The organism is Comamonas fluminis (assembly GCF_019186805.1).
Classification (GTDB): domain Bacteria; phylum Pseudomonadota; class Gammaproteobacteria; order Burkholderiales; family Burkholderiaceae_C; genus Comamonas; species Comamonas fluminis.
This window is the reverse complement of sequence record NZ_CP066783.1, coordinates 1,048,878-1,066,782: the sequence shown is the minus strand read 5'-3', so window position 1 is coordinate 1,066,782 and position 17,905 is coordinate 1,048,878. Positions and strand designations below refer to the sequence as shown.

General features: G+C 60.9%; 15 protein-coding genes. 7 read left to right on the top strand and 8 right to left on the bottom strand.

Going from position 1 to position 17,905, the window contains the following annotated elements:
- Window positions 1-108 precede the first annotated feature (108 nt).
- Window positions 109-1,089: a Bug family tripartite tricarboxylate transporter substrate binding protein gene (locus tag JDW18_RS05245; protein WP_218242649.1), complete on the bottom strand. Its 981-nt coding sequence runs from the start codon at window positions 1,087-1,089 to the stop codon at window positions 109-111.
- Window positions 1,090-1,187: 98 nt separating this feature from the next.
- Window positions 1,188-2,636, bottom strand: coding sequence for an argininosuccinate lyase (argH, locus tag JDW18_RS05240; RefSeq protein ID WP_218242648.1), 1,449 nt, complete (start codon window positions 2,634-2,636; stop codon window positions 1,188-1,190).
- A 230-nt stretch (window positions 2,637-2,866) separates the two neighbouring features.
- Here argH and JDW18_RS05235 point away from each other — a divergent pair, with 230 nt between their 5' ends.
- The 3 genes from JDW18_RS05235 (at window position 2,867) to JDW18_RS05225 (ending at window position 5,835) form a co-directional block, all read left to right on the top strand.
- A complete protein-coding gene (locus JDW18_RS05235; RefSeq protein ID WP_246610282.1) occupies window positions 2,867-3,922 on the top strand; it encodes a DMT family transporter in 1,056 nt (351 codons plus the stop codon).
- A 121-nt stretch (window positions 3,923-4,043) separates the two neighbouring features.
- On the top strand, window positions 4,044-5,117 hold the full coding sequence (locus JDW18_RS05230) for a sensor histidine kinase (protein WP_218242647.1): 1,074 nt from the start codon (window positions 4,044-4,046) through the stop codon (window positions 5,115-5,117).
- Window positions 5,098-5,835, top strand: coding sequence for a LytR/AlgR family response regulator transcription factor (locus JDW18_RS05225; protein WP_218242646.1), 738 nt, complete (start codon window positions 5,098-5,100; stop codon window positions 5,833-5,835). The genes JDW18_RS05230 and JDW18_RS05225 overlap by 20 nt, the downstream gene beginning before the upstream one ends.
- A gap of 75 nt (window positions 5,836-5,910) precedes the next feature.
- Here JDW18_RS05225 and JDW18_RS05220 read toward each other — a convergent pair whose 3' ends face one another.
- The 6 genes from JDW18_RS05220 to polA all read right to left on the bottom strand — a co-directional run bounded on the left by JDW18_RS05220 (window position 5,911) and on the right by polA (window position 13,149).
- Entirely contained in the window at window positions 5,911-6,810 is a 900-nt protein-coding gene (locus JDW18_RS05220; protein ID WP_218242645.1) for a ZIP family metal transporter, read from the bottom strand.
- 186 nt (window positions 6,811-6,996) lie between these two features.
- Window positions 6,997-7,902: a dienelactone hydrolase family protein gene (locus JDW18_RS05215; RefSeq protein WP_218242644.1), complete on the bottom strand. Its 906-nt coding sequence runs from the start codon at window positions 7,900-7,902 to the stop codon at window positions 6,997-6,999.
- Between the two features lie 83 nt (window positions 7,903-7,985).
- On the bottom strand, window positions 7,986-8,294 hold the full coding sequence (locus JDW18_RS05210; protein WP_218242643.1) for an AzlD domain-containing protein: 309 nt from the start codon (window positions 8,292-8,294) through the stop codon (window positions 7,986-7,988).
- Window positions 8,291-8,983 carry an AzlC family ABC transporter permease gene (locus tag JDW18_RS05205; RefSeq protein ID WP_246610280.1) on the bottom strand — a complete coding sequence of 231 codons (693 nt, stop codon included), beginning with the start codon at window positions 8,981-8,983 and terminating at the stop codon, window positions 8,291-8,293. The genes JDW18_RS05210 and JDW18_RS05205 overlap by 4 nt, the downstream gene beginning before the upstream one ends.
- Window positions 8,984-9,049: 66 nt before the next feature.
- Window positions 9,050-10,099: a type 2 periplasmic-binding domain-containing protein gene (locus JDW18_RS05200; protein WP_218242642.1), complete on the bottom strand. Its 1,050-nt coding sequence runs from the start codon at window positions 10,097-10,099 to the stop codon at window positions 9,050-9,052.
- Window positions 10,100-10,317: 218 nt separating this feature from the next.
- Complete coding sequence (gene polA, locus JDW18_RS05195; RefSeq protein ID WP_218242641.1) at window positions 10,318-13,149, bottom strand: DNA polymerase I; 2,832 nt, start codon at window positions 13,147-13,149, stop codon at window positions 10,318-10,320.
- A gap of 101 nt (window positions 13,150-13,250) precedes the next feature.
- On the opposite strand from polA, the gene JDW18_RS05190 reads away from it, so the two are divergent.
- The 4 genes from JDW18_RS05190 (at window position 13,251) to JDW18_RS05175 (ending at window position 17,850) form a co-directional block, all read left to right on the top strand.
- Window positions 13,251-13,613, top strand: coding sequence for a hypothetical protein (locus JDW18_RS05190; RefSeq protein WP_218242640.1), 363 nt, complete (start codon window positions 13,251-13,253; stop codon window positions 13,611-13,613).
- Window positions 13,614-13,731: 118 nt separating this feature from the next.
- The gene (locus JDW18_RS05185) at window positions 13,732-14,688 is read left to right on the top strand and encodes a homoserine kinase (RefSeq protein WP_218242639.1); all 957 of its coding nucleotides are present in this window, start codon (window positions 13,732-13,734) and stop codon (window positions 14,686-14,688) included.
- 121 nt (window positions 14,689-14,809) lie between these two features.
- Window positions 14,810-15,637 carry a BPSS1780 family membrane protein gene (locus tag JDW18_RS05180; RefSeq protein ID WP_218242638.1) on the top strand — a complete coding sequence of 276 codons (828 nt, stop codon included), beginning with the start codon at window positions 14,810-14,812 and terminating at the stop codon, window positions 15,635-15,637.
- Window positions 15,638-15,840: 203 nt separating this feature from the next.
- Complete coding sequence (locus JDW18_RS05175; RefSeq protein WP_218242637.1) at window positions 15,841-17,850, top strand: PhoX family protein; 2,010 nt, start codon at window positions 15,841-15,843, stop codon at window positions 17,848-17,850.
- Window positions 17,851-17,905: the final 55 nt, after the last annotated feature.

Below are 17,905 nucleotides of genomic sequence, written 5' to 3'. Positions count from 1 at the left end.
GTTCGATCCCGTCTCGCAGTAGTTCACAGCTGTGTGACAGCAGATGCAAAAAAGCCCTGCTTCCACCAGTGAAGCAGGGCCATGTGGCTCCCAATCAGCACGCGCGGACTACTGCGGCTGGAAACCGCTGCGTCGAATGATACCGGCCCAAACCCCGGTATAGGCACTTTCCCGGGCTGCCAGCTGTGCTGGATTCATGTATCCGACTGTAAGACCCAGCGCCGTCAGCTGTGCATAGACGTCGCGCTGCTTGAGCACATTGGCCACTGCGATGGAAAAACGCTCCACAAAAGGCGCAGGCGTTCCCTTTGGCGCAAAGATGCCGTAGTACGGCGGGTCTTCAAAGCCCTTGATGCCCTGCTCCAGCAAGGTCGGCACATCGGGCATGGACGTCTGGCGCTTGGCACCCAGCACCCCAATCACGCGCAGCTTGCCTGCCTTGTGGTTTTCCATGAAGTCCGGCACCGATCCAATGCCCGCAGGAATCTGGTTGCCCAGCATGTCCGCCAGCATGGGGGCGCTGCCGCGGTAGGGCGCCGCCACCAGGTCCAGCTTGTAATGCTCAGCCAGAATTTTCACCAGAAACTCGGGCGTGGATGCCGGAGCAGGAATGCCAATCGTGCCGCGCTTGGCGCCCGCCTTGATCCAGGCCACATATTCAGCCAGATTCTTGGCGGGCGTCTGGCTGGAAACGGCCAGCGCATTCACAAAGGTCGCAATGCCCGCCACGGGCATGAAGTCCTGATGCGGCTCAAAGCCAGGCTTCTTCACCACCTGAGGCAGGATGGAGATGGTGTGGTCATGCGTCAGAAACAGCGTGTGACCATCGGCAGGCGAGGCCTTGAGCATCTGCGCCGCAATCTGGCCACCTGCGCCGGGGCGGTTGTCCACCAGCACCGTCACGCCGCCCAGTTCATCCTTGAGTTTATCGGCCAGCAGGCGCGCAATGGCGTCCGAGCCACCACCGGGCGGGAAACCCACCAGAATCTTGATGGGCTGGCCGGACTGCGCCCAGGCCATGGGTGCCAGCGCACTGGCTGCGGCCGCGCCAGCAGCGGCGCGCAAGATCAGACGGCGGTTCTGCGTCATGGGTTTTCTCCTCAATTTTTCTAGATTAACCAAAACAAAAGCGCCCGGTAAAGGGCGCTTTCCCGGCGTGAGATTTACGCCATATCCTGTTCAGCCGATCAAGCCAGACGGGCCTGATGCTTGGCCAGCTGGATACGCACTTGCGCAGGCGCTGTGCCGCCCAGCGTATTGCGGGCGTTGAGCGAGCCTTCCAGGCTCAGTGCCTCGAACACATCGGCTTCAATATTGGGGTTGAAAGCCTGCAGCTCAGCCAGTGGCAGCTCGGTCAGGTCCACGCCCTTCATCGTAGCCAGCTTCACAGCGTGCGCCACGGTTTCGTGGGCATCGCGGAAGGGCAGGCCCTTCTTCACCAGATAGTCCGCCAGATCGGTGGCGGTGGCATAGCCCTTCAGGGCTGCTGCGCGCATATTGGCGGCGTTGACGGTGATGCCGCCTTCCTTGGTGCCGGTCGCAGGATTGAACTGGCCGCCAATCATTTCGGCAAAGATGCGCAGCGTGTCTTTGAGCGTATCGACGGTGTCGAACAGCGGCTCTTTGTCTTCCTGGTTGTCTTTGTTATAGGCCAGGGGCTGACCCTTCATCAACGTAATCAAGCCCATCAGGTGACCGACCACACGGCCGGTCTTGCCGCGTGCCAGCTCGGGCACATCGGGGTTCTTCTTCTGGGGCATGATGGACGAGCCGGTGGTGAAGCGGTCGGCAATCTTGATGAAGCCAAAGTTCTGGCTCATCCAGATGATCAGCTCTTCGGACAGACGGCTCACGTGCACCATGCACAGGCTGGCAGCGGCGGTGAATTCAATCGCGAAGTCGCGGTCAGACACGCCGTCCAGCGAATTTTGCGACACGCCTTCCATGCCCAGGGTCTTGGCAACGCGTTCGCGGTCCAGCGGGTAAGTGGTGCCAGCCAGCGCGGCCGAGCCCAGCGGCAGCACGTTGACGCGCTTGCGCACGTCCAGCATGCGCTCGGCATCGCGCTTGAACATTTCCACATAGGCCAGCATGTGGTGACCAAAGCTCACGGGCTGGGCCACTTGTAGGTGGGTGAAACCGGGCAGGATCACGTCCACATTCTTGGCGGCCACTTCGACCAGCGAGCGTTGCAGCTCTTTGAGCAGGCCTTCGATCAGGTCAATTTCGCTGCGCAGCCACAGGCGCACGTCGGTGGCCACCTGGTCGTTACGGCTGCGGCCGGTGTGCAGACGCTTGCCCGCATCGCCCACCAGGGCCGTGAGGCGCGCTTCGATGTTCAGGTGCACGTCTTCCAGGTCCAGCTTCCACTCGAAAGTGCCAGCTTCGATTTCGGCGGTGATCTGTGCCATGCCCTTCTGGATGGAGGCAAAGTCGTCAGCGCCAATGATCTTCTGAGCCGACAGCATTTCGGCGTGGGCCAGCGAGCCCTGAATGTCGGCCTGCCACATGCGCTTGTCGAAGAACACGCTGGAGGTGTAGCGCTTGACCAGGTCGCTCATGGGTTCGGAGAACAGGGCAGACCAGGCCTCGGCCTTGGAGTCGAGCTGGTTGTGCGAAGGAGCAGATGTAGACATGTGAGGACAACAATCCCGTAAAACCACAGGCCGCCTGTTCAAAAGCTGGCGTGACGGCTGTGCAAAGCAGAAACAGGGATTTTATCGGCCTGACTGGCCCGCAGCGCCGGACAAGCCCAGAGCCATTGCCTGCAACTACGGCAAAGCAGCCTTGCCCACTCAATAACTCACAAATTCATAGCACCCTGCGCTTGTTGATTAAGCACTGCACGGGCATTTGATTCAAAACGATGAATCTGGCCGCTGTGCGCCGGGTTTTGCCTTGCGCAGACAATGGGGCTGTCTTCGCTTTCTCTCCTCCGGCAGCCGCCCCGGCTGCTGCGCTGCCCGGCATGCATTCCCGCTCTTCCCTGATTTCCGGCTTTGGCTTTGGCTTTGCGCTGGCCGCTTGTGCGCTGTGGGCCGCCATTTTTCTGGTGCCGGTGATGCTGCCGGAATTCTCGCCGCTGCAAATCACCTTTGGCCGCTTTGTACTGTACGGCGTGGTGGCACTGTGCGTCTTTCTGCCCCAGGCCACGCGCCTGCTGCCCAAGCTGCAAAAGGCCGATGTCTGGCATCTGATCTGGCTGGCCCTGACAGGCAATGTGGTGTATTTCGCGCTGGTGGCCACCTCGGTGCAATGGATTGGCATGGCCGTCACTTCGCTGATCGTGGGGCTGGTTCCTGTCACCGTGCCCCTGCTGGGCCGCAACACCAGTGGAGCGATTCCGCTGCGCCGCATGCTGGCGCCCATGGCGCTGATTCTGGCGGGCATTGTGCTCATCAACGCCCATGCGCTGACCACCGAGGCGGCTGGCAGCCACGGGCGCTATCTGCTCGGCGTTCTGATGGCTGTGGCCTCCGTGATCTGCTGGAGCCGCTACGCGCTGGACAACACCCGCTATCTGGCACAAAGCCAGTTCAGCGGCACGCAATGGTCCACGCTCTGGGGGCTGGTGGTGGGATTGATCAGCGCCCTGCTCTGGGCCCTGCTGTGGCTGCTCAGCCCTGCTGCAACGGATGCCCCCGAAATTCCTGCCCAGCGCTGGCAGCTGTTCTGGCTGCTAAATCTGGCCGTGGCCATTTTTTCTTCCTGGCTGGGCAACTGGATGTGGAATGCGGCCAGCCAGCGCCTGCCCATCACCTTTGTGGGGCAGCTGTTGGTGTTTGAAACCCTGTTTGCACTGGCCTACCACTTTCTGTATGAGCAGCGCCTTCCCAAAGCCAGCGAACTGGCGCCCATGACACTGATTCTGGCTGGCGTTTTCTGGTCGCTGCGGCGCTTTCAAGCCGCACGCCAGCGTTGAGTCAGCGCAAGCTTTGCACCCTGCGGCTGATGCATGCAGCCGACAGCAGGGTTGCCAATGGTGCTGATAGGCTGACTCTCGGCCAATAATCAAAGCCATTGCCCTGCACCCGCCATTGACCTTGCCTGTTTCATCACTGCCCGCTTCCGCTCACAGCCCATCTCGCCGCACGCTGGTGTTTGACGCCTGCAATGCCGGTGTGGTGCTGCGCGCCGTGCTGTTTGTGCAGGTCGTTGTTGCCACAGCTGCCATCTACGGTGCGGACACTTTTTTTGAATGGTTCACCATCACCGCCTTGCTCACCGGCGCCAGCCTGCCCGGCACGCTGGTCTGGCTGATTGCGGCCTGCAGCCTCAAGCACCAGCTGCAGCAGCTGGGCATGCGCGGCCAGTATCTGGCGGGAGTGCTGCTGGGGGCAATGGCGGGGCTGTATTCCTGCGCCATGCTGTTTTTCATCGGCATTGACAAGGCCATGCCCTGGCTGGCCAGTGCTCTTACCGGCGGGCTGCTGGCGGCCTTGCTGGTCACCGCACTGGTGCTGCGTGCACGGGGCAGCACACCCGCGCAAACGCAGGCACGGCTGACAGAGCTGCAGTCGCGCATTCGGCCCCACTTTCTCTTTAATACGCTCAACAGCGCCATTGCGCTGGTGCGTGCAGAGCCTGCCAGAGCAGAGGCGCTTCTGGAAGACCTGAGCGACCTGTTTCGCTATGCGCTGGCAGAGCCTAACCTCACCACCACACTGGCCCAGGAGATTGAGCTGGCGCAACGCTATCTGTCCATTGAACAAGTGCGATTTGGCGAACGGCTGGAAGTGCAATGGCAGCTGGATGAAAGCGTGCATGGCGCGCTGCTGCCGCCGCTGCTGCTGCAGCCGCTGGTGGAAAACGCCATACGCCACGGCGTGGAGCCCAACCCGCGTGGCGGCACAGTGCAGGTGCGCACCGAAAAGCACGGTGGCGAAGCCCTGATTCAGATCACCAATACCCTGCCCTCACCACCGGCGGAGGCCAGCAGCCCGGGGCATGGCATTGCGCTTGATAACGTCAAAGCCCGCCTGTCGCTGCTGCACGATCTGCAAGCCAGCCTCAGCGCCCGCGAGCGTGACGGGCTTTATGTGGTGCGCCTGAGCGTTCCCCTGGCCACCAGCGCATCAAACGCAGGACAATCCCGCCATGCACATTCTGATCGTTGACGACGAAGCGCTGGCGCGCTCCAGGCTGCGCACCTTGATAGGCGACTGCGAACATGGCCCGCATTGCGTGCAGGAAGCGGCAGATGCGCAACAGGCCTTGCAGCTATTGCAGGCCGCGCAGCCCACGCCTGTGCAGGTGCTGCTGCTGGACATTCACATGCCAGGCCAGAACGGGCTGCAGCTGGCACAGGCCCTGGCCCAGCTACCGCAGCCACCTGCCATCGTGTTTGTCACCGCCCACGCCAACCATGCGCTGGATGCGTTCGAGCTGGACGCCGCCGACTATCTGACCAAGCCTGTGCGCTTGCAGCGCCTTCAGCAGGCGCTACAGAAAGCAGAGCGTTCACTGAATGCTCGCAGCACCGTCGATAGCGGCCCTGCACTGCTGATTCAGGAGCGCGGCGCCACATTGCGCTTGCCGCTGTCCGAGGTGCGCTATCTGAAGGCGGAGCAGAAATACATCACCGTGCGCACGGTACAGCGCAACTACATTCTGGACGGCGCACTGGCCGACTTGGAAACCCGCCACAGCGAACAGTTGCTTCGCGTGCACCGCAATGCGCTGGTGCTGCGCGCCGCCTTGCGGGGGCTGGAGAAATATGACGACCCGGATGAGGGCGAAGGCTGGGGCCTGCGCCTGCAGGGTGTGCCAGAGCTGCTGCCCATCTCACGGCGCCAGCTGGCTGCGGTCAGGGCTGAACTCAAAGAGATTGATTGAAAAAAGCCGGTCGCGTGGGACCGGCTGATGTGACGAAAGCGACCATTGCGCCCTGGCGCCCTTGCGCGCTCGGGTTCAATGGCTGTGCGCCGGCTCCTGCGCAGGCTTGCTCACCACTTCGTGCGCGTGATCGCCCTCATGGTCGTGTTCGTGGTCATGCGCATGGTTGTGGGCCGCACCACTCATCACGGTGACGACAACAATACCCAGAAGCAGCCAGAAAACCTGCGCCGCTGTTTCCTTGGCGCTGAGCCGCTTTTGCAGCTGAGGGATCAGATCGGCCAGCGCCACATAGATAAAGCTGCTGGACGCAATGGTCAGGAAATACGGCAGCAGATCATGAAGCTGACCAATCAGAAAATAGCCTGCAATGCCGCCCAGTGTTGTGACTGCGCCCGCCATGGAAACCTTGACCAGCGCCACACGGCGATTGCTGCTGGACTGGCGCAGCACCACGATATCGCCCATGTGGTGAGGCACCTCGTGCGCCAGCACCGACAGCGCTGCAATCACACCCAGGCGGATATCTGCCATGAAGGCCGAGGCAATCAGCACGCCATCGCCAAAGCAATGCACGCTGTCGCCCGTCAGAATGGCCCAGCCACCTTTGCCATGGTCGTGCCCGTGATGGTGTCCATGCTCGTGATGGGCATCGTGCGCGTGGTGGGCATGGGCCTCGCCATGCGAATGTTCATGGCCGTGGTGCCAGAGTTCTGCCTTGGACAGCAAAAAGAAAAACACCAGCCCCACCAGCAGCACCACGAACAGGTCATGCGCCTTGCCATGGCTTTCAAATGCCTCGGGCAGCAAATGCATGAATGCCGTGGCCAGCAAGGCTCCCGCAGCCAGACTCAGCAACCGCTGAGGCATGACGCCAGGCGCTTTGCTGCCTCCCAGACCCATCAACAATGCGGCCACCCAGACACTGCCGATACCGGCAGCCAGGGTGGCCAGAATAATTGCTACCAATGTCATAGCTTTATATGGCTTAACCGCAGCCTTTTACAGGCGAAACCTGAGGATTTTCGCAGAATGCACGCGCTTGAGCGGCCACCTCTGACTATCCCCATACCGTCAGCCCCGAATGTGGCGCGCACGGGCTGCGCACAAAAGGGGATCTCTTTCACCTTAGCAAAGCTGTCAAGCCCCCTGAAAAAATACTCAGGCCACACCATGCTGCCTGAACCAGGCCAGCATGCGCTCCCATCCATCTTTGGCGCTCTGCTCCCGATAGCTGGGCCGGTAATCCGCATGAAAGGCATGCGGCGCATCGGGATAGATCACAAACTCCGAAGCCTTGGCAGATGCGCTTCCCTGCTTGAGAGCGGCCTTCATCGCCTCAACAGACTCCAGCGGAATGCCCTGATCCTGACCGCCGTACAACCCCAGCACCGGCGCCTTGAGCTGGCCCACCAGATCTACCGGGTACATGGGCTGCAAGTCATTCTTGGCACCCTGCAGACGGCCGTACCAGGCAACACCAGCCTTGACCGGCGCATGCGCTGCATACAGCCATGTGATGCGACCACCCCAGCAAAAGCCGGTAATGGCAAGCTTGCGGGTGTCGCCGCCGTTGGCACCAGCCCATTGCACGGCAGCATCAAGATCACCCATAGCCTGCGCATCAGGCACTTTGGCAATCACCTCGCTCATCAGCTTGGCCATCTCGCTGTACGCCATGGGGTCGCCCTGGCGCACAAACAGATTCGGCGCAATTGCCAGATAGCCTTGCTTGGCCAGCCGCCTGCATGTGTCGGCAATGTATTCGTGCACGCCAAAGATTTCCGAGATCACCAGAACCACAGGCAGATTTTTCTGGCCTGCAGGCATGGCGCGATAGGCCGGAACGCTGAACCCTTTGACATCAATGCTGACCTCCCCTGCGGTCAGGCCATCTGCAGAGGTTTTGATGGCCGTCTGCGCCATCACCGGGCCTGCCGCGCAGGCATAGCCCACGCCCAGCCCGGCACCCAGCGCAGCCCGCAATGCCGCGCGGCGGCTGGGCTGACCATCGGCGCTGCCACCGAGCAGGCCCTGCATGTCCTGAGCAATATCTGCGTACTTCATGGATTCCTCTCCTGCAGTTGATGAATTCCTGGCTGCTGCGGCTGGCGCAACGCTTCTGCAACACAGCCACAGCGACATGCAGTCTAAAGCCAGCGCAGCAAGGCGGATGCCAGCGCCCCCAGAACCACAACCAGCAAAAATGGTGCCCGCAACCACAGCGCAACGGCAGCAACCGCCAGAGCAGCAAGACGAGCGTCCAGCACCAGCGCTGTGCCGCTGGCCACGGTATTCATCACAGTCAGCGCAGCCAGCAGCGCCACCGTCAAACAGGCCGCCACCTGCGCCATGCGCGGGCTGTGCATCCAGCGCGCTGGCAGGCTATAGCCCAGCAGCTTGATGACAAAGCAAAGCGCGCACGCCAGCAGTATCCAGTGCCACAAGGAAAGGGTCATGACCGTGCCTCCGACGGGCGAATCCAGCCCCAGACAGCGCCCACAACTGCCGCCAGCAAAATCGGCACACCCGCAGGCACCAGCGGAATCGCTATCGCAGTCACCAAACCACAGGCCAGCGCCAGCGCTATGGGTTCACGCGCATTCAGTCTCGGCCACAGCAGGCCCAGAAATGCCGCAACCGCAGCGCCATCCAGCCCAAAGCGGCGAGGGTCCCCCAGCGCATTGCCCATCAAGGCACCCAGCAAGGTAAACAGATTCCAGAGCAGAAATACACCGGCACCCGCCACCCAGAAGCCGCGCCGCTGCTCCTGCTCTTCAGCCTGGCCTGATGCAGTCGCTGCAGACTCATCAATCGTCCAGTGCGCTGCCAGCCAGCGCCGCCATCCTTTGACGCCCAGAAAACGGCTCATCTGCATGCCGTAGATGGCATTGCGCACACCCAGCAAGGCCGATGCGCTGACAGCCGCCATGCCGCTGCCACCACCGGCAATCACACCGATAAAGGCAAACTGCGATCCGCCTGTGAACATCAGAGCGCTCAGCGCCATGGTCTGCCAGAGGTTCAGGCCGGAAGCCACGCTGAGCGCACCGAATGAAATTCCGTACAAGCCGGTGGCCACAGAGATGGATAAGCCCATGCGCGTCGCAGGAGTCAAGCGGCGCATCAGCATGTCGGGAAACAGCATAAAAATGCCTTGATGCCAAGGCTGAAAAAGAGTGTAAAGCTACCCTAAAGATAGCATTACCTGAACTCAGTGGGTCGTTGATTTCGGCGCTGTGCGGCCAGTGTCTGCAGGCAGCTTTCCGGGCAGGTTGCGCATCCAGCTGCCAATACTCTTCCAGTCGCGAAGCCAGCTGTCCACGTAACGCTGACTGCCCTCCACCGACAAAGGCATGGGCTCCTTGCCCAGTTCCCGGATCAAGGCCTGAGTGTCCTCGCGCATGCTCACCGCATACAGCGCCTTGCCCAGACGCGCTCTGCGCTCCTGCGGCATGCTGCTGGAGACAAACCAGCCCACCCAGCTGGGTGCGGGTGCCGTCAGCTGCCACTGCGCAAAGCTGGTGGCACCTTTTTCCAGCTCCTTCTGGTCGGTAATCAACACCTGTATCTTGCGCGAGCCGGAATCATTGCCCGGCAAGGCCCGTACGCGATTCACCTCGCCGCAGGCATCCAGCAGCAAATCCTGCTGACCAGAAAGCAGGCTCTCCACGCTCTGATCAGCACTGAAGAAAAAGTCTGTCGCCACCCATTCAAGCCCTGTCTTGCGCCGCATCGCCTCCAGCCAGACCGCGGGCATACCCGTAGGGGCGACCAAACCAATGCGCACGGGCCTGCGCAAGCCGCTCAGCCACTTCATCAACCCCTCATAGGTGCGAGGCTGCACATCGTGGGTGATCGCCAGGCACCAGGGGCGCCGGGCCACCATATGCAAGGCCGTGACTCGGGAAGAAGACTTGTCGGCAATTTCTGCGTCGTAGGTTTTTTCGTAGATCAAAGGAGCCATCAGCACCGCGGTGCTATCGGCACGCTCATCGCTCAGCCCCACTTTTTCGCGAGCAGACAGAGGACTTTTCCCTGTACTTTTCAGCACCACCTTGCCATCCAGATACTGCGGCAGCACTTTGGCATAGTGGCGCGCCAGCGGGTCCACCAGCGCGGTGCGCACCATGGGCTGAAACAGATACCAGGTCTGTCCGGTTTCATGGGCATGAGCCGCCACACCATAGAACCCGCCCAGCAGCACCCACAGCGAAAAAATTTTCTGAAAGGCAAACCATCGGTTCGCAAAAAAATAGGCCATGTCTCTCCTGGCTACCGCTAGACAAAAAGTGATTTGCTGGAGCAATGACGCAATCCGTCTCGTAGTCTTTATCTTACAAAATATCAAGTACTTACGATAGCCACCTGCTAACCACAACACTTTGAACCGAAGCATAAAAAACAGCGTCTTTTACAGACGCTGCTCTTCAAGGGTTACCACCTATTCGCAAAAAAGCCGGTGAGCCTTCAGTCAAAGTCTCAGTGTGCTTTTTCCCAGCTAGGGCCAAAGCCAATCTCCGCCAGCAGCGGCACCGACAGATCGGCCACGCCGGCCATGATGGAGGGGATTTCTGCCTTGACCCAGTCCTGGGCGGATGCTGGCAGCTCAAACACCAGTTCATCGTGCACCTGCATGATGACCAGCACCTCGGGCTTTTCGGCGTCCAGCTTGGCCTGCACAGCCACCATGGCTTTTTTGATCAGGTCGGCCGCCGTGCCCTGCATGGGGGCGTTGATGGCGGCGCGCTCTGCCGCTTTTTTGCGCGGGCCGTTGCCGCCGTTGATCTCGGGCAGCACCAGGCGGCGGCCGAACACGGTCTCCACATAGCCCTGGGCGTGGGCACGTTCCACGGTTTCATCCATGTACCGCTTCACGCCGGGGTAGCGCTGAAAGTATTTGTCGATGTAGGCCGCAGCGGCCTTGGTCTCGATGCCCAGATTTTTGGCCAGGCCAAAGCTGCTCATGCCGTAGATCAGGCCAAAGTTGATGACCTTGGCGTAGCGGCGCTGCTCGCTACTGACTTCATCCACGCTGACGCCAAACACCTCGGCAGCGGTGGCTTTGTGCACGTCCAGCCCATTTTTGAAGGCGTTGAGCAAGGCCTCATCGCCCGACAGGTGGGCCATGATGCGCAGCTCGATCTGCGAATAGTCGGCGCTGGCAATCAGCTTGCCCTCAGGGGCCACAAAGGCTTCACGCACGCGGCGGCCTTCGGGCGTGCGCACGGGAATATTCTGCAAATTGGGGTCGTTGCTGGACAAGCGCCCCGTCACCGCCACCGCCTGCGCATAGTGGGTGTGCACGCGGCCATCGGTGGGCAGCGCCATCTGCGCCAGCTTGTCGGTGTAGGTGCCTTTGAGCTTGGACAGGCTGCGGTGCTCCAGCAGCTTGGCGGGCAGCGGGTAGTCTTCGGCCAGCTTTTCCAGCACTTCTTCGTCGGTGCTGCGTGCGCCGGTGGCCGTCTTTTTGACCACGGGCATGCCCAGCTTGTCGAAAAAGATTTCGCCCAGCTGCTTGGGGCTGCTCAGGTTGAACTGCTGGCCGGCGATTTCGTAGGCCTCGTTTTCCAGCTGCAGAATGCGCGCGCCCAGGTCGTTGCTCTGGCGTGCCAGCTCGCCCGCATCAATGCTGACGCCATTGCGCTCAATGCGGAACAGCGCTTCGCTGGTCAGCATCTCCAGCTCATAAATATGCAGCAGCCCGGCGTTGGCCTGAATCTGCGGCCACAGCACGCCATGCACGTCCAGCGTCTGGTCAGAGTCTTCGCAGCTGTATGCCGCTGCCTTGTCCACCGGCACCTGGGCAAAGGGAATCTGGCCCTTGCCCTTGCCGCACAGGTCTTCGTAGCTGATGCCGGTGCGGCCGGTGTGGCGCAGCGCCAGGCTGGTCAGGTTGTGGGGGCGGTCGGCCTCCAGCACATAGCTTTGCAGCATGGTGTCGTGTGCATAGCCGCGCACGGTGATGCCGTGGTTGGCAAACACATGCTGGTCGTATTTGACGTTCTGGCCCAGCTTCTTCTTGCTGGCGTCTTCCAGCCAGGGCTTGAGCCTGGCCAGCACCATGGCCATGTCCAGCTGCTCGGGCACTTCCATGCCTTCGTGGCGCAGCGGAATGTAAGCCGCCTCGCCCGCAGCCACGCTGAAGCTGATGCCCACGATTTGCGCGCGCATTTCGTCCAGCGAATCGGTTTCGGTATCGATCGCGGTCAGCGCGGCGGCGTTGATCTTGACCAGCCATTCGTCCAGCTGCGCCTCGGTCAGGATGGTGGTGTAGACCACATCGCGCTGCTGGGCGGCCACGGCCACTTCGGTGGCGGCGGCGTCGTCCGCATCAAACAGGCCGCCCTGGTTGCTGTCGGCCTTGCTGGCGTTACTGGCTTTGCCGGGCTTGCCAGCTTTGGCTGGTACCGCTTCAGAAACCGTAGCACCCAGCGCGCGTGCCAGGCCCTTGAAGCCATATTTTTCATAGAAAGGCACCAGCGCCGCGCTGTCGGGCTCGGCCAGCACAATCGACTCGAAGGCGGGCAGGCCGTCCACATGGCCGGCCAAGTCGCAATCGGTCTTCATGGTCACCAGCTGGCGGCTCAGCGCCAGTTGGCCGGATGCAATCGCATCGCGCAGGTTTTGCCCTGCAACGCCCTTGATGTTTGCGGCATGCGCTATCAAATTGTCCAGCGACTTGTATTCGTCCAGCCACTTGGCAGCAGTCTTGGGGCCTACTTTCATCACGCCGGGCACGTTGTCCACGGTGTCGCCCACCAGGGCCTGGTAGTCCACCATCAGCGCGGGCGGCACGCCAAACTCGGCGGTCACGCCGGCAATGTCGCGCTTTTTGCCGTTCATGGTGTCGATGATGGTGACATGTTCGTTCACCAGCTGGCTCAAGTCCTTGTCGCCGCTGGAGACGATGACGTGGATGCCCTGGCCGGCCGCCATCTGCGCCAAGGTAGCGATCACGTCGTCCGCCTCTACGCCGGGCACGGCCACCACTTTCCAGCCCAGCATCTGGACCACTTCATGGATGGGGGCAATTTGCGCGCGCAGATCGTCGGGCATAGGCGAGCGCGTGGCCTTGTACTGGTCGTACATGGCGTCGCGGAAGGTGGGGCCAGACGTATCAAACACGCAGACGGCGTAGTCGGCCTGCACATCTTTGCGCAGCGCCTGCATCATGTTCACCATGCCGCGAATGGCACCCGTGGCCGGGCTGGCCGGGTCGCCAGGAATCGCCCGCAGGTCGGGCATGGCATGGTAGGCGCGGTAGAGGTAGCTGGAGCCGTCCACCAGCACCAAAGTCTTGGAATTGCTCATACCCCGGATTGTGCACGCCTGCCCTATTCCTTCGGGCCTCGCCTCAGAAGACAGTCAAAGCCTGGTGTGACAATTCGAAGTCGCCCTACAATCCACCCATCATGCGCGCTGCACCACTTTTCCTCATCCTGAGCCTGGCTGCCGGATCCGTTCTGGCCCAGACCTCCAATACTGCCCCCGCCGAAGCCACGGCAGCTCCTGCCCCTCAAGGCAAGCAGGACAACTCCGCAGCCACTGGCAAGCACAACCAGCGAATCGAACATATCCGCGTGGAGGACGGCGGCAGCCGTGTGGATGAGACCCGTGTGGGCGGCCAGACCCAGAGCATTACCGTGCAACCCAAGGTAGGCTCCATGCCAGAGTACGAAGTGCAGTCCAACGACGGCGCCCGTGCTGCCCGTAACCGCGACAACAACAGCGGCGATACCACCGGCACCCGGGTCTGGAATTTCCTCAAATTCTGAAGCGCCGCGCGCTTTTTCCCGATTCCTGACAGGGCAGTGCAGCACCGCACTGCCCTGTTGCGTATAGAACCACCCACCTGTTAGTTACGCCGGCAGTTGATGACCGGCGCTTTGCACCATGGCTGTTTTCACCGAAGTCTCTGATAAAGATGCGCGCGACCTGCTGCGCCGCATGTCCCTTGGCTCGTTCAAAGAATTGCGCGGCATTCAGGGCGGTATTGAAAACACCAACTACTTTCTGACCACCGATCAGGGCGAATATGTGCTGACCCTGTTCGAGCGCCTGAGCTTTGAGCAACTGCCCTTCTATCTGCACCTGATGAAGCATCTGGCACAGGCAGGCATTCCTGTTCCCGACCCTCAGGCCGAAACCCGCAGCGGTGACATCCTGCTCAAGGTCTGCGGCAAGCCAGCCGCCATCGTCAACCGCCTGCCCGGCAAGAGCCAGCTGGCCCCCCAGCCCGTGCACTGCGCGGCTGTGGGCGAAATGCTGGCACGCATGCACCTAGCCGGTCAGAGCTATGAGCGCCAGCAGCCCAATCTGCGTGGCCTGCCCTGGTGGAATGAAACCGTGCCCGTGGTCTTGCCACACCTGGGCGAGGAAGCCGCCGCCATGCTGCGCGCAGAGCTGGCCTATCAAAACCATGTGGCGGCCTCGCCCAGCTACGCGGCCCTGCCTCGCGGCCCGGTGCACGCCGACCTGTTCCGCGACAACGCCATGTTTGATGGCGAAAAGCTCACCGGCTTCTTTGACTTCTATTTCGCTGGCGTGGACACCTGGTCCTTCGATCTGGCCGTCTGCCTCAACGACTGGTGTATCGATCACGCAACAGGTGCACATGACGCTGCACGCGCTCAAGCCATGATCTCTGCATACCAGTCTGTGCGCCCACTGACAGGTGCTGAGCGTGAGCTGTTCAACGCCCAGTTGCGTGCCGGTGCCCTGCGTTTCTGGATTTCCCGCCTCTGGGACTTCTATCTGCCGCGCGAAGCAGCACTGCTGACCCCGCACGACCCCACCCACTTCGAACGCGTGCTCAAGCAGCGCATAGACCACCCACTGGCGCTGGGCTGAGACATTTTCAGCGCACCAAGCAGTCAGGCCACGCGGGGCTATTCATAGCCCTTGCCGGTCGGCTCGGGTACAGTGACGAGTGCGACTTTTGCAACACTTGGCAGAAGCGCTTCTATCTCTCATGAAACTTCAAATCGTTCCCGCCCGTACTGGCTTGCAATGGGTGCAGCTTGGTCTGCGCACGTTCAAGAGCCAGCCGCTGGCCCTGGCTGCGCTGTTCTTTCTGGGCATGGCCAGCATGTCGCTGGTGACAGCCGTGCCACTGGTCGGCCCCGTCATCGCATTGGCCCTGCTGCCCTGTATCTCGCTGACCATGATGGTTGCTGCCTCAGAAGCCGCCCATGGCCGCAAGCCCACGCCCGCATTGCTGCTGGTCGCCTTTCGCTCGGGCAGCCATCACACACATTCCATGCTGATGCTTGGTGGCCTTTACGCCGCTGGCTTTCTGCTCATCATTGGCGCCTCCAGCCTTGTCGATGGCGGCACATTTGCCAGCGTCTACATGGGCCAGACGCCCATGAGTGTAGAACTGGCCGAGGAGCCCGAGTTCCAGTCCGCCATGTGGCTGAGCATGTTTCTCTATCTGCCCCTGTCCCTGTCCTTCTGGCATGCGCCTGCACTGATTCACTGGCATGGCGTCAGCCCCATCAAATCGCTGTTTTTCAGCTTTGTGGGCTGTATCCGCAACATTGGCGCCTATCTTGTATTCGGTGTCTGCTGGATGGGCCTCTTTATCGCCTCTGGCATCGTGCTGGCCATGGTGACGGGCATTCTGGCCATGATGATTGGCAGCATTGCCGGCGGCCTGATGGTTGCCACCGCACTGATGCTGGCCGCCATCTTTTTTACATCCATCGTGTTTACCTTCCGTGACAGTTTCAGCCCGCCTGATGAAGTCACCAGCACAGAGGCGCTGCCATCAAGTACACCTCCCTCGTCGGAGCTCTGATCGGCTTGCAAGCCCTCCAGCCCCAGTCATTGCGACTGGGGCTTTTTTACGCCTGTTTTCGCAAAGTTCGCATCACAAAACTGTCATATCAATGCCATTGCAGTGACATGAAAGATTTCTAGCATTCGCTCGGCAGCGTGAGGCTTTTCTTACAAGTCCCGCTCTGCGGCACTTCCGCATGCAACCCCCACAGCGAAAACCCCATGTCACAAAATCTGCTCAGCCGTCGTAAAGCCCTGCAATTTTTCTCCGCCGCTCCCCTGCTGCCCCTGGGCTCAGCCGTGTCGGCCGCCAGCCTGCTTGCAGCCTGCGGCGGCAGCGATGACACCACGCCTGTGACACCACCTGTGGCGAAGAAAAACTATGTCTCCGCCACCTTTACCAGCATGGCTGCCCCCAAGCTGGACAAGCCTGCAGACATGAGCACCATGCTGGTGAAATCGCAGCTCAAGGTCGCATATGACGACAAGTCCGAACAAGTCTTCGACCTCAGCTACCAGCCTTTCTTCGTGACCGGCAACGCCGTCTCCGATGGCAAGGGCGGCAAAATTCTGGCTGGCGCCTACTTCGACATCAACAACCAGCCCATCATCGACAAGACTGTGGCCGGCAAGGAGCGCCAGTTCTTCTCGGACTCTCCAGACGGCACCTCTTTGCTGACCGTCCCTGGTGCAGACAAGACCAAGCTGGGCGTCAAGGGCAACCCTGTCTTTGCCGTTGTGCAGTTTGAATACACCACCTGGGCGCAGGACACCAAGACCGATATGTACGGCAAGCTGCCCTCGCCCATCGCCGTGCTGACGCTGGACCAGGACGTGAATACCGGCAAGCTCTCGCTGGTCAAGTACCACAACGTCGATACCTCCTCGGTCAACGGCCTGTGGATTACCTGCGGCGCCAGCCTATCGCCCTGGGGCACGCACCTGTCGTCGGAAGAATATGAGCCCGATGCTTTTGCTGCCCGCAGCAAGAACAATATGGACGCTTTCAGCCTGAACCTGTATGGCGACGCCACCAAGGCCAACCCCTACAACTACGGCCACATGCCCGAAGTGATCGTCAATGCAGACGGCACTTCCAGCATCAAAAAGCATTACTGCATGGGCCGCATCTCGCACGAACTGGTGCAGGTCATGCCTGACCAGCGCACCGCACTGATGGGCGACGATGCCACCAACAGCGCCTACTTTGTCTTCGTGGCCGACAAGGCTGCGGACCTGTCTGCGGGCTCGCTGTATGCAGCTGTCGTCGGTGGCTCTACCGACTTCAGCAAGGCTGGCTCTGCCGCCGCTGACCTGACATGGATCAAGCTGGGCTCGGCCACCAGCGCCGAAATTCGCGCCTTGGTAGATGGCGGCATCAAGCCCACGGACATCATGGACGTCAAGACTGCCGACCCTGCGGATGCCAGCTACAAAAAGATTGTCGCCAACGGCAAGACCGAGTGGATCAAGATCGTGGCGGGCAAGGAAAAGGCTGCAGCCTTCCTCGAAACCCACCGCTACGCCGCCTATCTGGGCGCCAGCATGGGCTTCACCAAGATGGAAGGCACCACCGTCAACGCCAAGGACAAGAAAGCCTACTCTGCGCTTCAGAACATGCAGACGTCGATGGTGGCAGGCAACGCAGTCAATGTGCCCGGCAACGGCATCTCCATCCCCAAGCAACTGGTGGCTGGCGGCGTGATGGAACTGAGCCTGGTTGGCGGCCTGAAAGACACCGCTGGCACCGCAATTGCCAGCGAGTGGATGCCTTCGAATGTGCGCCCGCTGATCGTGGGCCAGGACTTGCTGGACACCGATGGCAAGACACTCAAGGGCGACGCGCTGGGCAACACCGCCAACCCCGACTACATCGCCAACCCGGACAACCTCAAGTTCTCCGAAAAAATGCGCACGCTGTTCATCGGCGAAGACAGCAGCCAGCACGTCAACAACTTCCTGTGGGCGTACAACATCGACACCAAGCAGCTCTCGCGCCTGATGTCGGTGCCTGCGGGTGGCGAATCCACCGGACTGCACGCCGTCGATGAAATCAACGGCTGGACTTACATCATGAGCAACTTCCAGCACGCTGGCGACTGGGGCGGCATCCACAGCACCGTCAAGGCCACGCTGGACCCACTGATCAAGGCCAACTACAACGACAAGTTTGGTGCGGCAGTCGGCTACCTGACCGCCACACCCACACAGATGACGCTCGTGTCCAAATAAGGCCTGAGCAAGTCACAAAAAGGTCGCCTGCAAGGGCGACCTTTTTTCATTGCGA

Excerpts from the sequence above, each read along its gene's own strand:
- JDW18_RS05245 (WP_218242649.1), bottom strand. The coding sequence starts at position 1,089 with ATGACGCAGAACCGCCGTCTGATCTTGCGCGCCGCTGCTGGCGCGGCC.
- argH (WP_218242648.1), bottom strand. The coding sequence starts at position 2,636 with ATGTCTACATCTGCTCCTTCGCACAACCAGCTCGACTCCAAGGCCGAG.
- JDW18_RS05235 (WP_246610282.1), top strand. The coding sequence starts at position 2,867 with ATGAATCTGGCCGCTGTGCGCCGGGTTTTGCCTTGCGCAGACAATGGG.
- JDW18_RS05225 (WP_218242646.1), top strand. The coding sequence starts at position 5,098 with ATGCACATTCTGATCGTTGACGACGAAGCGCTGGCGCGCTCCAGGCTG.
- JDW18_RS05220 (WP_218242645.1), bottom strand. The coding sequence starts at position 6,810 with ATGACATTGGTAGCAATTATTCTGGCCACCCTGGCTGCCGGTATCGGC.
- JDW18_RS05215 (WP_218242644.1), bottom strand. The coding sequence starts at position 7,902 with ATGAAGTACGCAGATATTGCTCAGGACATGCAGGGCCTGCTCGGTGGC.
- JDW18_RS05210 (WP_218242643.1), bottom strand. The coding sequence starts at position 8,294 with ATGACCCTTTCCTTGTGGCACTGGATACTGCTGGCGTGCGCGCTTTGC.
- JDW18_RS05205 (WP_246610280.1), bottom strand. The coding sequence starts at position 8,983 with ATGCTGTTTCCCGACATGCTGATGCGCCGCTTGACTCCTGCGACGCGC.
- JDW18_RS05200 (WP_218242642.1), bottom strand. The coding sequence starts at position 10,099 with ATGGCCTATTTTTTTGCGAACCGATGGTTTGCCTTTCAGAAAATTTTT.
- polA (WP_218242641.1), bottom strand. The coding sequence starts at position 13,149 with ATGAGCAATTCCAAGACTTTGGTGCTGGTGGACGGCTCCAGCTACCTC.
- JDW18_RS05190 (WP_218242640.1), top strand. The coding sequence starts at position 13,251 with ATGCGCGCTGCACCACTTTTCCTCATCCTGAGCCTGGCTGCCGGATCC.
- JDW18_RS05185 (WP_218242639.1), top strand. The coding sequence starts at position 13,732 with ATGGCTGTTTTCACCGAAGTCTCTGATAAAGATGCGCGCGACCTGCTG.
- JDW18_RS05180 (WP_218242638.1), top strand. The coding sequence starts at position 14,810 with ATGAAACTTCAAATCGTTCCCGCCCGTACTGGCTTGCAATGGGTGCAG.
- JDW18_RS05175 (WP_218242637.1), top strand. The coding sequence starts at position 15,841 with ATGTCACAAAATCTGCTCAGCCGTCGTAAAGCCCTGCAATTTTTCTCC.